The sequence below is a fragment of the Streptomyces sp. NPDC058697 genome, assembly GCF_042715345.1.
GTDB classification, from domain to species: Bacteria; Actinomycetota; Actinomycetes; order Streptomycetales; family Streptomycetaceae; genus Streptomyces; species Streptomyces liliifuscus.
Map to the genome: position 1 here is coordinate 277536 of NZ_JBHXSU010000002.1, position 14528 is coordinate 292063.

Here is a 14528-nt window from a genome sequence, read left to right on the forward strand (position 1 = left end):
TCTCCCCCCAACGCTGCACCGCCGAGGACGCCGCCGCCTCCTCGGCCTACGTGGTCCCGCCGGGTCCGCCGTTGGTGGCGCTCGCGTGATGCGCTGTCGCGGGTGCACCGCTGGCTGCTGTTGAGGGCGCTGCCTGGCCTGCTTACCCTGTGCGCCTTATTCATTGTTGACGGAACGGTAAACGGCTGGGTCGGTGCCTACAATCTGCTGGTGGGTATCGATTCCCCAGGCGACGCCAAGACGAAGTGGTGCGCTTGGTTGCTATCTGCTGCCGGATGGGCGGCGGTCCCTGCGTTCATCGGTGGCTTCGTGGGCTACCTCGTAACACAGCAGATTGACTCTCACCGTCAACAGGACATTGAAGTGATTCTCTCCGAGCTGCGGCTCGCATCGCTGCCCGCGCAGCAGCCACCGGGGCCATGACAATGCGGTCCCTCTACGACCTGCACGAAGAGGGCGGCGACGCAGCAGCGATCGCGGAGCAGTTCGCCAGCCAGTGGCACGCCGACAACTGGAACGTAGCAGAGGATCACTGGGAACAGCTCGTCAGCAGGATGCTCAAGGCAAAAGCGATGGATATGCACTCTACAGAGAGCGCTCTGCGACAGGCCGAAATGATCATCCAGAACTTCGCAGCCGCCAGCTTGCCCGCCCGTGGCAGCAGGTGCCCAATCTGCGCGACCAACTCATAGCCTCGCCTGCCCCAACCGACCGACTTACCCTGGAGCCATGGTGGAGAACAGAGCATCATCCGACGAGCTGCATGAACTGCTCTACTTGGCCTGCCGAGACGCACCAGCCAGCGCACGTGAGTCCACAGCTGCGCTGATCATCGCTGCCGACGACCAGCGCCTCAGCCAACGCGAAATCGCGGAGGCTGTCGCCCTGCTGAGCGGAGAAGCCCAGCAGGGCCAGACCACGAGATCTGGTCAGGATGCCGAGCAGGCGTTTGTTGAGGGCCTCGAAACCGTTCAGGAATGGGCGAAGCTCCAGCCCGAGCAGCTTAAGGCCGCCCTCGAAGCTTTGGTGCCTCAACTTGAGCGCGAACGCCAGTACCGTTTGAAAGAGGCGGCTTCAAGGCGTACCCACGTCGCCCAACTCGTCGGTTTAATTGCGGGTTGCATCGTTTCCACTGCACTGCTTGCCGCTGCGGTAACCGTCAGTCAGGAGACTCCCTGGCTGTCAGCTCTCCTAGCGGGTCCAAGCATCCTGTCGCTCGTCATCCTTTTCGTCCTGCCGAGGACCGACGCACTGGTCTCACGCAAGGTAGGCAATTCTGCCAGGACAGTCCGCGGGTCGTCCGAAGGCTCCATGCCCATGAGTTACCGCGCCTACCGCGACCGCCGTGACAGGCAAGCCAAGTGGGAGCGTCGCTACCGTCGCGAGCGCCCCATGGAGGCCCGCCGTCAGGAGCGCAAGCAGAGAAAGTAAGAAGATAAGGCAGCTGGCGCTGACCGGAAGCACCCTCCACACTTGGACCTAGCTCTGCAAGGCTGCATGTTTAGCTGCGTGACAACTACCGCAGACGGTGACGCGCTTTCCACGCACGTTCAGCGCCATACACTTCCCTGGTCCGCTACCAGAAAAGGACATGACGCTCTCTGAAAGTACCTCAAAACAGCCCGTGCTGAGGACCGTACCCGCGAAACTCATTCTCGAACAACGGCTACCCCGTTTTGAAGGGGTCTCGTTCGTGCGTGGCCTGCTAAAGATTGTCCCGTAATAATCGCGGAATCGAGCGTGGAGCTGTCTGAAGGACTGGCGACGTGCTCAGCTGGTGGCTCGTGGAGTGTCCAGAGACCGGGCGAAGTCGGCGAGGGTGCGGAAGTCGTCCTCGCGCAGAGCGATGCGCGGGTTGACGTGGTGTAGAAGCCCAGGCCCGCGGTGGTAGGCGGTCACATATGCCTGGTCCAGATCGCTCTGTTCGTCGTCCACCCAGGCGAAGGGACGGCCGTTGGCGTAGTCCACCAGGGGGCCGGTCTTCCAGTGGACTGCGTCGGGGCGTTCTTGAAGCAAGGCGTCGCCGAAGTCGACGAAGGGGAGTTCGGGAAGGCCGAGCACCGGGGCGACCCATCGGTTGGCGTCGTCCATCCATGTGGTGGCCCAGCACAGCTCGTAGCCGAGTTGGAGCAGGTGTCGCCCGTGTTCTGGGTTGAGCCAAACCCGCAAGGGTCGCCGCCGGGCCGAGAGTGCTCTGTATTCGTCTGGAGGCCCGCTGTCCTGGGGCACTCTGAGGGTGGTGTAGCCGTCGGGGCGCTTTCCCGGCTTGGCCGCATAGGGGTTGAGTGGCCCGTCCACGTCGAGGAACAGCAGCGGTCGGTTCACGATTTCCCCCGGTCTTGCTCAACATCGGCTGCGCCGTGGAAGCGTAGCTGCAGCGATCGTCTCGGCGTCGGGCTGGCCTGATGTGATGATCCCAGCGTGGTGGGTGTGATCACGGCGTCGGAGCCGTTCTGGATAGCTCCGTTCACCGGGCTGAGTCCGCGTTGTTTCGGCAAGTTGGTGACCACGCTGCGGCGCGACGGAGTAGACGTGGTCCGCCGGGGCCGGCCGTGGAGCCTGTCGCTGGAAGACCGGGTGCTGCTGGTCGCGGCGTACTGGCGCACGAACTTGACGCTGCGCCAGCTTGCTCCGCTGTTCGGCGTCTCGAAGTCCGCAGCCAGCCGCATTATCGGCCACCTCAGCCCTCTTCTCGCGCTCCGGCCCCGTAGACGGTTCCGAAAGGACACCGTGCTCATCGTGGACGGCACCTTGGTTCCCAGCCGCGACCACACAGTGGCCGAGCAGTCCAAGAAATACCGCTACTCCACCAACCACCAGGTCGTCATCGACGCCGACAGCCACCTCGTCGTCGTGGTTGGCCAGCCGCTTCCCGGCAACCGCAACGACTGCAAGGTGTGGGAGGAATCCGGGGCCAAGACCGCCGTCGGCAACACCACAACGATCGCCGATGGCGGATACCGGGGCACCGGCCCAATCATGCCCCACCGGCGCCGCAAAGGCGAAGAACTCTCCGTCTGGAAGCGGGAACGCTACAAGTCGCACCAACGGGTCCGCGCCCGGGTCGAGCATGTCTTCGCCCGCATGAAGTCTGAAAGATCCTGCGCGACTGCCGTCTCAGAGGCGACGGCGTTCACCACGCCATGAGCGGCGTCGCCCGCCTGCCCAACCTCGCCCTAGCGGGATGAACGAGTGGACCGGACACGCCAGTGCGCGTCTGCACCAACTCGAAGATCAGTTACCGGACAAGCCTTAGCGCATCGCCTCTGCTCCGCACACCGCGGTGAGCGCGAGTTCGCTCCAGGTCAGAGGACGGACGCGATCGTGGGTGTTGGGAGCGTTCCGGCTCGCCGGGGTAGCGGTTGACACTGATGCGGACCAGGTTGTGGGGATCTGATCGGGGCGGCGCCAGTGTTGCGGAGCAGCGGTGCATGGTCAGCCGGTAGGCGCTGCCAGCGAGACGCAGCGGTTCAGTCCTCCTCGTATCAACCGCCGCCTGGCCCGCCTTCGCAGCCGTTGGCGTACTCGGTTATGTACTCAGCCGGGTACGGGCGAACGTGCTCAGCGCCGGTGGTGTGCGATGGCTGGAAGCACTACTACAGGGTCCACAGATGAACAGCGGTCTCGGTGGCGGACACGGTGTACCAGGTGCCGTCGCCGAGGACCCTTGGCAGGCTGGGTACCTCGAAGGGGTAGACGAGTTGGTCGGTCAGTCTCATACGGGCCGCATCGATGAGCCAGTGCCGGCCCGTACCGAACTCTTCGTCGCTTTCGACTGTCCCGACAACGACGGTGTCCTCGTCTAGGAAGCCACCCTCGTAGTCGAAGAACGCCTGTGCCTCGTCTTCCTCGAAGGTTTCAAACTGCTCGGTTTCCAGCGCGGGGGGTCGTGGGAGTGCGGTAGCAGACAGTTCGGCTTCCACCGTGCCGTCTGTGACCCGGTGGAGGGCCAGGGTGTCCTGGTCGTGGGTGACGGTGAGCAGGCGGTTTCCGATGGGGCTCACCGCCAGCAGGACGCGGTCCTGGTCGCCGAAGCTGTCGATGGCGAGGGTGTGACCGTTCCAGCGTCCCCAGCGCAGCGCAGAGCCGTCCTGCCCTTCACCGATGGTCAGGCCCATCTGATCGGAGTCCGGATGCGGAATGTGGTCGGAACCCTCGGCTGCCGTGTGTGTCGCCGCGCGGGCGAGCACCGTACCGTCCTCGGCGGCGATGACCAGCCACTCGTCTGCTCCGCGGCCCCGGTCGAAGGCCAGGGGACCGCGGATGTGCACCCACACCAGGGCCCCGTCTGCGGAGAACCCGGCCGAGCCGCTGCCGACGTACCGATGGTCTCGCTCGTTGGCGTATTCGGTGAAGGCATCGTGCCCCGCGCAGCCTGCCCAGCAGCGGTGCCGCACCTCCCACCGCACGTTTCCCGCCGGGTCAACGGCCTGTAGCGCGTGGAGCCCGGCGAAGACGGCCAGATCACCGGCGGGCGAGACAGCGCATTGACCGTATCGGCGTGGCCAGGGGGCCACAAAGCGGACGGCCTCGGCCGTGGCCGACGGCTCGAGGTTCTGCACGATCAGCTCCGTGTCGCCGCGCTGTATGAGCAGCCGCCTTCCGGCTCGCCACTCCAGGCGTGGCGCGTCGTCGGCTCTGGAGAAGGCCAGAGGGGCAGCGATTGTGGTCACGAGTCGAGCAAGCGGCACGAGAACTCCGAGAGACGGGGAACTTCCTGCCGGGACCCTACGACGAGCCACTGACAACACCGATCCGAAGGACGCTCTGCGCGGCAACGGTCACGGCGCGCGGACATCGGATACGCCGACACCGGGGCGAGTACGTATATCCGTGCCCGGTTGGGCACATTCGGGTGTACGCCGACAGCCGCCGACCTCAAGCACCCCAGCCGCTCAATGGGAAGGCGCGAGATCCGAGGAGGGATGCGTTCTCAGGGGGCGCAAACCCCGCTGCACGGCCCCAGCCACAGTGGACCGCAGCCGTAGTCGGTCCAGTTGCACCACCACGGATGGGAGTAGCACACCATGTTGCAGCTTCCGGTCCCCGCGCACTGGGAATTGCAGTCCATGACCTGGATGCTCTGATCGCTGCGAGGTGCCGCGCCTTGCGTTTCGGCAGGGCCCAGCGTCATGAGAGCCTCCCGCGCCCCGTTCTCGCCGAACGCCGCCACAGCCGCCGTCTCCAGCCCTTCTACGCCTGCTCCCTGCTGGCGCCCCGCGATGATCTGCGGTGCAAGCCGCGTCGCGTCGTCCAGAACAGCGGACTGCTCGGCCGACAGAGCAGGGTGTGTCTTCCGGTAGTTCGCGAAGTGCGCCACCCACAGATCACTCCGAGCCGAAGCCGACAGCGCGCCGTAAATGGCGCGCCGGTAGTCCGCAGGGTACGAAGCGAACTCGGAGTAGCCGGAGGGCAGCCGGTCGCGGTTGGCCTTCACCCATCGCGACGCCTTACTGCCCTTGGCACGGGTCACAGCCTGTGCGGGTGAGGTTGCGAGGCCGCCGGTGACCAGAAACGTTCCCAGGGCCAGCCCCGGCACGGTCTTGAGGATTCCTCGACGGCTCGGGGGCCGCAGCACATCGAGGTCGCGAAGCGCACGCACCACCCGCAGCGAGTCCGACGGCCCCAACAGCCGAGCCAGGCGCAGGGACAGCGCGGTTCCGGTCCAGGCCCGCACCCGGTCGCCGTCGACCGCCAACAGGGTCGGGGCCCACTGCGCCCCCTCCCCCAGGGCACGCGCGCGCAGGCCGCGAATACGAGGTTCCGTGAGGCCCGCAGTGGTCAACGTGCCGTCGACGGACACGCGAACCCGTTCCACCACTTCTTCACAGAATCGGCAGTCGGCATCGAATGCCAATATCCACTCGGTCACAAGCTTCTCCCCCGCGTAAATGTGACAGCCCGTCCCATGGTGCCCGTCCGGTGTAAGTTTTCACGCCGATCCGTAGCGCGCCTTTCAGTACTCTTTGGCGCTTCGGGTCTACCTGAAAAGAAATCATTTGCCGAGGCGTCTGGAAGCACCAATCATTTCGGCGAGGATCGAAATGATTGACACTCACTCACAGTCCGTGCTTACGGCGGGCGCACGCCGTTGCCAAATGCACCTATCCAACCTCGAACCTTCTTGATGGGCCGTCGACGAAGTCGGCGGCCCTTAGGCGGCAGCGCGCTCGCGCAGGGTGTGGCTGTCGGCCTCCCAGCCGTGCCCGGCCAGCCAGCCCACCGGGTCGTCGGGGATCTCCGAGACCCACATGGAGCCGCCGATCCCGGCGCTGCGTCCGCGCCGAAGCGCTCGATCACACCATGCGAGCCCAATGTCAGCCCGATGTCAGGCGGCGCTCTTCACATGGCGGACCAGCCATGTCAGCAGGGCGTCCAGGTCGGCGGTGGCCGAGAGGACCCGGTCGAGCGCCTCGGGGGTGTGCAGCCACTCCTCGCAGCCGAGGGGTCGGGCGGCGATCAGCGAGCGGTGGCACAGCAGGTTCGTACGGGAGTGGTCGGTCGGATAGCCGCGCGGGGGGCGTTTCATCACGTCCCCGGAGATGTCGTAGCCCTTCTTCCGTACGTCCTCGACAATGGCCAACAGTTCGCGGCCGCTCCCCTCTGAGGCCACGGCTTTGCGGAACATGTCCACCTGGCCTGGATCGGGGTACCACCAGGCGCCCTGGATCCGCAGGCCGTCCAGGGAGAAACGGAGACCGATCTCGATCTTGCGGCCGAGCCGGATCACCGCGCTCTGGTTCTGCCACCACCAGGAATTGGTGCGGTAGTGCCAGACGGAGAAGTCCTCGTACCGGGGGTCGGTGTCCGCGACCTCGTTGAGCAGGGCGATCATCGGTTGCCGGACCAGGCGTTCGCGGTCCGCGCGGCAGCGCTCGCGGGTCGCGTGGGTCGGTTCGCCCTGGAGCTGCCACAACACGTCCATGGCCTGTTCCGGCCAGCCGGTGAACTGTCCACGCATGCGCGCACGATAGCCCACCCATGGTCAGCCCGCGGAGAGTGAGACGGGCAGGTACGCGCAGCCACAGGCATGGTGGGAGGTATAGCGGCGGGGCTCACCGACCCGTTCGATGTGCCGTGCGCGGTGGGCGAGTTCGTCGACGAATGCGGAGAAAGCGCGCAGAGAACGTGAGATCCCATCGCTGCGTAGGGTCTCGCGGTTGGTGTCGGAGACCGCCCTCGGGGTGGGTGCTGGACGGCGAGCCGACCGCTCGCCTGTGGGTGTGGCCGGCTCGTGGCATCAACGCGGCGTCATCATGCCTGCTGTTGGTCACTTCGCCTGGGCGAGCCGGACAGCGTCGGGACCGGCCGGGAATCGCAGCTGGCCGGTGGTGTCGTGCACGGCTCGCCACACAGTCTCGGCAACGTCGCTCTCCTTGGTGAACACGTCCTGGCTCGTGACCTCATCTATGGTCTTCTTCGCGAACGCTGCGTAGGGTGCCGGGACGAGCGCGTCCAGCGCCCGGCCGTTCGTTGCCCTGGCTGCGAAGTTGGTCGTCAGGCAGGCGCCCGGCTCGACCGTCTTCGCCTGCACACCGAACGGCGCGAGTTCGAGCGCGAGGGAGGCGGTGAACCCCTCGATGGCCATCTTGCTCGCCTTGTAGACGGCCGAGAGCGGCATGTGCCCCAGCACCACGCTGGAGGTCACGTTGACCACCACGCCGGAGCCACGCTCACGGAACTGCGGCAGCACCGCCTGCGTCATCGCCATCACGCCGAACGTGTTGGTCTCGAAGACCTCCCGCACTCGGGCCATGGGAGTGCCCTCGAAGACGCCCATCGAGGGCACCCCGGCGTTGTTGACCAGAACATCGATGGGGCCCTCGGCCTCGAACGCGGCGGTGATGCTCTCGGGCCTGGTCACGTCGAGTCCGACGACGCGGAGCCGGTCCGACTCAGGAAGGACGTCCGGACGCGGTGTCCGCATCGTGGCGATGACGTTCCACCCCTGTGAGTGGAAGTAGAGAGCGGTCTCCCGCCCGTACCCGGATGAGGTACCAGTGATGAGAACTGTCTTCATGGTGTGTCCCTTGCGATGCGGTGGGATCCGTACGGACGGACAGGCATTTTCCTGCCCTACGGGAGAACCGGTGACCCCATTGAATCGCTTTGACCTGCGGAAATAGTAGAACTATCCTCTCTGCTCCTTGCACGATCCTCCTGTGCCCGCCTCCAGTTCAGGGCATGACACCTGTCGGCGCACGCACGGCCTGACGCAGGCGGGCGGCGTCCTGACTGGGGGGTGCGCCGAACTGACGGCGGTATTCCCGGCTGAACTGCGACGGGTTGTCGTAGCCGACGCGGCGGCCGACTCCGGTGACGTCCCCGGGGTGGGTGGCCAGCAGCAGCCGGGCCTCTTGGAGCCGGATCTGCTTCTGGAACTGGATGGGGCTCATCGCCGTCACCGCTTGAAAGTTTCGGTAGAAGGCGGAGACGCCCATGCCGGACTGCCGCGCCACGTCCTCGACCCGGAAGGGCTGCGCGTAGTGCTCGCGGATCCACCGCACGGCCCGCGAGACATGACTGAGACTGCTGTCGGCCAGACCGAGTTGACGGACCGTCGCCCCCTGCTCGCCGGTGATCAGACGCCAAAGGATCTCGCGCTTGACCAGCGGCGCCAGTACGGCCCGGTCGCGGGGTTCGTCCAGCAGGCGCAGCAGCCGGACCACCGCGTCCAGCAGCGCGGCCGGAGCGTCACTGACAGCGATCCCCGACGGCGTACCCCCGCCGCTGCGGGGGGTGCCTCCAGGCCCGGCCCCGAGCAACAGCTCGGCCACGGCGGACGGTTCCAGGACAAGGCCGAACCCCAGCGCCGGCCGATTGGGGTCGGCCTGGGTGAACTGCCCGGTGACAGGCAGGTCGACGGATGCGACCAGGTACTGCCCAGGCCCGTACTCGAACACCCTCTCCCCCAGGGCGAGGCGTTTGGCGCCCTGCGCGATGACTGCCAGGAGCATGCCGGACATCGAGGGCGCCGGCGGATCAGGACGGTCAACCTTCGAGATGAGGACGCCCTCGACGGCGGTGGTCCAGTCGGGCCGCGCATGGCGGGCCAGCAGGGTGCGGAGTTCTTCGAGGTCCATGCGTCCATTGCAGCACCGCTCCTCGCCATGACTCCCATCATCGCGAGGATCGTGCAAGTACGAGCGAGCATCGATCTAGCGTTCCAGCAGGTCAGAACGTTTCACTGGAATCACCGAACTCCATCCTTGAGGAGAAAGAATCCATGATCGTCACCTACGGCTTCAACGCCACCCTGACCGCCAGGCCCGGAATGGGCGGCGAGCTCGTCGACCTGCTGCTGACCGGACTGAACGAAGGCAGCCCCGGCGCGAGCGAACACTGCCTCGTCTACCTCGTCTCCCGCTCCGCGTCCGATCCCGACGTCGTCCACGTCACCGAAGGCTGGACCAGCGAGGAGGACCACCACCGCGTCTTCGCCGGCAGGACCGCCCAGGCCATCGTGGCGCAGATCGCCCCGCTGCTCGCCAAGGACTCCGAGTACACCGACTACGTCCCCGTCCGCGGCAAAGCCTCCTTCTGACCGCCGTACACCCCACGCCCCAGGACCTGCCCCTGCCCGCCTCGGTGCCCGCCGGGGCGCCCCCTGGCCCGACCGTCCTGCCTCCACCCACGAAAGGCAACGACCGTGACCACAGCACGCCCCGCCCTCGACCCCGAACTGCATGAACTCTTGGCTGACATGCCGCTGTTGTCCCAGCTCAGCCCGGAAGTACTGGCGCAGGTACGCCCGTTCTCCTCGATGCCCGTCGAACCCCTCCTGGAAGGTCGCGCGATCGACCGGCGCGAGGTCACCGTGCCGACCAAGGACGGTGCGCCGATCCCCTTGTCGGTCTTCAGCCCCGCCAACGCCGATCGCACCACCGGCGCACCCTGCGTCTACTGGATGCACGGTGGCGGGATGGTCATGGGTGACCGCTTCTCGCAGATCGACATCCCGCTGGAGTGGCTCGACGAGTTCGGCGCCGTCGTGGTCTCCGTGGACTACCGGCTGGCACCCGAGGCCACCGGTACTGCCCCGGTCGACGACTGCTATCAGGGACTGCTCTGGATCGCCGGCCACGCCGCCGAACTGGGTATCGACCCCGCCCGGATCATCGTCGCGGGCGCCAGCGCAGGCGGCGGCCTCGCCGCCGGCGTCACCCTGCTGGCCCGCGACCTCGGCACCCCGGCGATCGCCGCCCAAGTCCTGATCGGCCCCATGCTCGACCACCGCAACACCAGCACTTCCAGCCGCCAGTACTCCGGCGGGCCCGGCGTGTGGACCCGCGAGATGAACGGATTCGGATGGCGCTGCCTCCTCGGCGACCTCGCCGACGACGAGGTACCGGCATACGTCTCCCCCGCCCTGGCCGACGACCTCTCCGGGCTGCCGACCACCTACATCGACACCGGCTCCGCCGAGGTCTTCCGCGACGAGGACACCGAGTACGCCACCCGCATCTGGGCGGCCGGCGGCCAGGCCGAACTCCACGTCTGGGCAGGGGGCTTCGACGCCCTGTACCCGCAAGCGCCCATCTCGGCCACGGCCCGTCGAACCCGCACCGACTGGCTCGCCCGAGTCCTGCCCACGTACCCAGCCGCATAGCGCCACCGAAAGCCTTCCTGAGCTTGAGGTGACTGGAGGTGCCTCATTCCTCGGCTGGAGCGGGGGCTCGGGGAAGGCGCAGCTGGAAGCACGCTCCGAGGGTCCGGGGGGTGAGGGTGAGGGTGCCTCGGTGACGGTGGGCCAGGTCGCGGGCGATCGCGAGGCCCAGGCCGGTGCCGCCGTGGTCGCGGGAGCGGGCGTCGTCGAGCCGGACGAAGCGTTCGAAGATGCGCTCGGCGTCCTCGGCGGGCACGCCCGGTCCGTCGTCGTGCACCGTGAGGACGACCCAGGCGTCCTGGTTCCGGACCGTGATCTGGATGCGATGTGCGGCGTGGCGGGCGGCGTTGTCGATGAGGTTGCGCAGCAGCCGTTCGTATTCATCGGGGTTCCCGTGTGCGGGGGCAGGGACGGTGCTGTCGCAGGTGAGGGTCAACGCTCGTTCGGCGAGGGGGTATTGCTCGGTCAGCCGAGAGGCGAGGGCTGTCAGGTCGACGGTTTCGGGGCGGGCTATGGGGGTGCGAGTGTCGAGGCGGGCGAGGAACAGCAGGTCCTCGGCGAGGGCCTGGAGACGGCGGGTCTGTCGTGCGGCGGTGGTTGCCGCTGCGGGCCAGTCGGTACGTTCCGGGTAGGCGAGCGCGACTTCCAGGCTCGCGAGCAGTGTGGTGAGGGGGCTGCGTAGTTCGTGGGCGGCGTCCGCGACGAAGCGGCGCTGCTGGGCGGCGGCGTTGTCGAGGCGTTGGAGGGTGGTGTTGATGGTGGTGGCCAGGGCGGTGATCTCGTGTCCCGCGGCGGGGACGGTGACCCGTTCGCGAGGGTCGCTCGCGGTGACCGAGGCTGTGAGGACACGGATGGCTTCGACCGGCCGCAGCGCGATGCGGACGGCGAAGTAGGCGACGGCGGCGATCAGTACGAGGCTGACGAGCCCGGCCCGCAGCAGCCGGCGGTCGGTGGCCTCGGTGATTGCCTCGGCAATGTCCTCGGCTGCGTGCGGGAGCACCACCACATAGACCCGCAGCTGGGCGTCGGCGGCGACACCCAGAGCGGCGGCTCTGTCGCTGCTCAGTTCATCGGCCCTGACATCGTCGTACATGACCAGGTAGGTCCCACCGTCCTTGCCGAACCGGTCCCAGGGCTCGGAGTCGTGGCGCGCCGGTATGCGCATGGGACGGGTCGTATAGCCCCAGGCTGCCCCGTCATCCGGTGGGGCGGGCAACTCGGCCTTCGGTGGGGCGGGCAGCACATGGCGGGTGCCGGGATCGAACTCCTCCATGCCTCCGCCATAGGCGACAGCGGCACGTCGGCCGGTCGCGACGACCTCGTACGGCACGGTGCTTCGGCGAACGGGCACCGCACCCTCCTCCAGCTGATCGACGAGAGCCAAGAGCTGTTCCTGCGCCTGCCCTTCGGCGATCTGCGTGCTCTCGCGGTAGACGTCGTGGTGTACCCACCAGCCGATGCCGGCCAGGATGACGGCGGCGGTCGAGGCGGCGGCCAGGGCCGTGCGGGCTCGTACCGATCGCGGCCACCAGCGGCGTCGCGGCTCAGTCACGGTCACGGTCATCCACCAGTCGGTAGCCGGTACCCCGTACGGTCTGCAGGGACTGCCGGTCGAACGCGGCGTCCACCTTCTTGCGGAGGGCGCTGACGCGCGCCTCCACCAGGTTGGGATCCAGGGCTTCGTCGGGCCACGCGTGATAGAGCAGATCCGATTTGGAGACCGCCTGGCCCGCCCGGCGGGCCAGCAGTTCCAGTACGGCGAACTCCCTGGGCGTGAGTTCCACCCGGGCGCCGGCCCGTCGGCAGACCCGGCCGGCGACGTCCAACGAGAGGTCGCCGACGGCAAGGACGGGCGGGGCGACCGTGGCGGCCCGTCTGACCAGGGCCCGCAGCCGTGCGACGAGCACCACGTAGGAGAAGGGTTTGGCCAGGTAGTCGTCGGCCCCCGTGTCCAGTGCCTCTGCCTGGTCCCACTCCCCGTCCTTGGCGGTGAGTACCAGGATGGGGGTCGCGTTGCCCTCCCGGCGCAGCTGGGCGCAGACCTTGTAGCCGTTGAGCCCGGGCAGCATCAAGTCCAGTACGACAAGGGCGTATTCGCCGGTCCGGGCCATCCACAGTCCCTGCCGGCCGTCATGGGCGAGGTCGACGCTGTAGCCCTCGGCGGTCAGACCGGTGTGCAGGGTATGGGCAAGGTCCACCTCGTCTTCGACCACCAGGATGCGCATGCGGTGCAGCCTCGCACAGCGCCGGCCCGCCTTCCTGATCGTCCGGTCAGGTTGGATCAGCCTCCGGTCAACGAGGTCCCGGCACGCTGGCGGAGCTTCTTCGCCGCTGCTGAAAGGCCCTGTCGCCGATGTCCCTTGCTCAGCTCGAAATTATCAACGATCCGAAAAACGCCCCTCAGGTAGTTTCCGCGCTCTCACGCCGAAAATTCCTCACCCCATTGCTCCTCCCCGTTCTACTGTCCACCCTTCTCGGGCTATGGGGTATTCGCAGAGATGGAACCGTGTGGCATGACGAGGCTGCGACTCTCGGATTGGCTTCCCGTAGCCTGCCGGATCTGTGGCAGACGCTGGGCAACATAGACGCCGTACATGGAGCGTATTACCTTCTCATGCATGGGCTGTTCGGTCTATTCGGGACCGATCTTCTGGTGCTGCGTCTTCCCTCTGTTCTCGCCGGTGCGCTGGCAGCGGCGGGAGTTACGGCGCTCGGGGTCCGATTGTCAGGGACGCGAGCCGGCATACTGGCAGGCCTTTCCTTCGCCCTGCTCCCAGCTGTCCAAAAATTTTCACAGGAAGGGCGCTCGTACTCGCTCGTCTGCGCGCTTGTGGTCTGGGCCACATATTTTCTTGTGAGTGCGGTACTTGGTTGCCGAGCCCCGGTAATTACTGGGCGTAGAAGCTCGACGGCGCCATGGATCGCATACGGTGCTCTCATGCTGGCAGCGTGCATACTGCATCAGTTCGCCGCCCTCGCCCTGGTGGCACATGCCTTTGCCCTGCCAGTTCATGCGCGGCGCCCGTGGGCATACACCGCACTTTTGGTTGTGGCGGGATTCGCACCCCTTGCGGCTCTGGGGATAGCGCAATCTGAGCAGGTCGCATGGATCAATGGTGTCACCGGTAGCCAATACCAGCGCTTCGCGATCCAATTTTCTTTCGCAATAGTGCTGTCTTACTTCGCTTCATCAGGGAACGCCGGCAAAGCTTCCCCTGAAGCGCCCTTCAGTCTACGGGCGATCGCCCTGCCTCTATTCATGCTGCCCACCATACTTCTTGCGCTGATTTCTCTTTACAAGCCTTTCTATGTAGAGAGGTACGTGCTCTACAGCCTCGTCGGCCTGGCGCTCCTCCTGGGAGCCGTACTGGACCGTGTGTCTGAACTGGGGCGCAACCTGCGAGTAACTGCAGTGATTGTTGTCGCGTTGGCATTCGTACTGCTCATACCCGAGTCCCTTAAGGTGCGAACACCGGAAAGCCGATCGGACAACGTCACCGACCTGGCAACAGTCCTGTCCAGGGAATACACTCCTGGCGCCGGAATTCTCTACTTGTCCGTGAAGAGGCGCGCCTGGACACTGGCCTACCCTTCGGTAAGCAGAGGGATGTTCGATCTCGCCCAGGAGCTCACTCCGGCGGCCTCGCACGGCCTTTACGGCACCGAATTGCCTTCCCGTGAGATTCGCGCACGCATGCGCAGCAGTGCACGAATTCTCGTAGTGACGGAGCCCCAAGGCCATCGGGTCGAAAGTAACAGGACAGAGCTGATGAAGGAGAGGGTCCTGGCGGAATATTTCACCAAGGGCCGCACCGTACAAATCAACGGAGCGCGAGTCATTATTTATGAGCCCCGCACAACGGCTACTGAGGCTGAACTCGCGGTGTCGTAGGAGCTGGGGGTCCACCACGCCATGTCGTAC

At 66.3% G+C, this 14528-nt stretch carries 14 protein-coding genes and 2 pseudogenes; 7 read left to right on the top strand and 9 right to left on the bottom strand.

Features of this window, described 5'->3' with window-relative positions:
* Positions 1-102: 102 nt before the first annotated feature.
* From ACFWXQ_RS05875 to ACFWXQ_RS05885, 3 genes are all read left to right on the top strand, one after another.
* Entirely contained in the window at positions 103-423 is a 321-nt protein-coding gene (locus ACFWXQ_RS05875; RefSeq protein ID WP_383951831.1) for a DUF6313 family protein, read from the top strand.
* On the top strand, positions 420-692 hold the full coding sequence (locus ACFWXQ_RS05880; RefSeq protein ID WP_383951833.1) for a DUF6313 family protein: 273 nt from the start codon (positions 420-422) through the stop codon (positions 690-692). The genes ACFWXQ_RS05875 and ACFWXQ_RS05880 overlap by 4 nt, the downstream gene beginning before the upstream one ends.
* Before the next feature lie 418 nt (positions 693-1110).
* Positions 1111-1431 (top strand): hypothetical protein, encoded by a 321-nt coding sequence (locus ACFWXQ_RS05885; RefSeq protein WP_383951852.1) that lies wholly within the window; start codon positions 1111-1113, stop codon positions 1429-1431.
* Between the two features lie 339 nt (positions 1432-1770).
* On the opposite strand, the gene ACFWXQ_RS05890 is transcribed toward ACFWXQ_RS05885, so the two are convergent.
* Positions 1771-2325: a hypothetical protein gene (locus tag ACFWXQ_RS05890; protein WP_383951835.1), complete on the bottom strand. Its 555-nt coding sequence runs from the start codon at positions 2323-2325 to the stop codon at positions 1771-1773.
* Positions 2326-2421: 96 nt separating this feature from the next.
* Between ACFWXQ_RS05890 and ACFWXQ_RS05895 the strand changes: the two are divergent.
* A pseudogene (locus ACFWXQ_RS05895) lies at positions 2422-3188 on the top strand (transposase).
* A 408-nt stretch (positions 3189-3596) separates the two neighbouring features.
* Here ACFWXQ_RS05895 and ACFWXQ_RS05900 read toward each other — a convergent pair.
* From ACFWXQ_RS05900 to ACFWXQ_RS05925, 6 genes and pseudogenes are all read right to left on the bottom strand, one after another.
* Positions 3597-4673, bottom strand: a complete 1077-nt coding sequence (locus ACFWXQ_RS05900) for a hypothetical protein (protein WP_383951837.1) — start codon at positions 4671-4673, stop codon at positions 3597-3599.
* 260 nt (positions 4674-4933) lie between these two features.
* Entirely contained in the window at positions 4934-5872 is a 939-nt protein-coding gene (locus ACFWXQ_RS05905; RefSeq protein WP_383951839.1) for a bacteriocin fulvocin C-related protein, read from the bottom strand.
* Between the two features lie 285 nt (positions 5873-6157).
* Positions 6158-6327, bottom strand: a pseudogene (locus ACFWXQ_RS05910) (SAM-dependent methyltransferase); the annotation flags it as partial.
* 1 nt (position 6328) lies between these two features.
* On the bottom strand, positions 6329-6961 hold the full coding sequence (locus tag ACFWXQ_RS05915) for a DUF2461 family protein (protein ID WP_383951841.1): 633 nt from the start codon (positions 6959-6961) through the stop codon (positions 6329-6331).
* Positions 6962-7270: 309 nt separating this feature from the next.
* Positions 7271-8020 carry an SDR family oxidoreductase gene (locus ACFWXQ_RS05920; protein WP_383951843.1) on the bottom strand — a complete coding sequence of 250 codons (750 nt, stop codon included), beginning with the start codon at positions 8018-8020 and terminating at the stop codon, positions 7271-7273.
* A 157-nt stretch (positions 8021-8177) separates the two neighbouring features.
* Positions 8178-9083, bottom strand: coding sequence for an AraC family transcriptional regulator N-terminal domain-containing protein (locus ACFWXQ_RS05925; protein ID WP_383951845.1), 906 nt, complete (start codon positions 9081-9083; stop codon positions 8178-8180).
* 143 nt (positions 9084-9226) lie between these two features.
* Between ACFWXQ_RS05925 and ACFWXQ_RS05930 the strand changes: the two genes are divergently transcribed.
* Positions 9227-9544, top strand: a complete 318-nt coding sequence (locus ACFWXQ_RS05930; RefSeq protein WP_383951846.1) for a putative quinol monooxygenase — start codon at positions 9227-9229, stop codon at positions 9542-9544.
* A 105-nt stretch (positions 9545-9649) separates the two neighbouring features.
* Complete coding sequence (locus ACFWXQ_RS05935) at positions 9650-10609, top strand: alpha/beta hydrolase (RefSeq protein WP_386267630.1); 960 nt, start codon at positions 9650-9652, stop codon at positions 10607-10609.
* Positions 10610-10652: 43 nt separating this feature from the next.
* Here ACFWXQ_RS05935 and ACFWXQ_RS05940 read toward each other — a convergent pair whose 3' ends face one another.
* Positions 10653-12164 carry a sensor histidine kinase gene (locus tag ACFWXQ_RS05940; protein WP_386267797.1) on the bottom strand — a complete coding sequence of 504 codons (1512 nt, stop codon included), beginning with the start codon at positions 12162-12164 and terminating at the stop codon, positions 10653-10655.
* Positions 12151-12831, bottom strand: coding sequence for a response regulator transcription factor (locus tag ACFWXQ_RS05945; protein ID WP_386267632.1), 681 nt, complete (start codon positions 12829-12831; stop codon positions 12151-12153). The genes ACFWXQ_RS05940 and ACFWXQ_RS05945 overlap by 14 nt, the downstream gene beginning before the upstream one ends.
* Before the next feature lie 128 nt (positions 12832-12959).
* Here ACFWXQ_RS05945 and ACFWXQ_RS05950 point away from each other — a divergent pair, with 128 nt between their 5' ends.
* Complete coding sequence (locus ACFWXQ_RS05950; protein ID WP_386267634.1) at positions 12960-14498, top strand: hypothetical protein; 1539 nt, start codon at positions 12960-12962, stop codon at positions 14496-14498.
* Positions 14499-14528 lie beyond the last annotated feature (30 nt).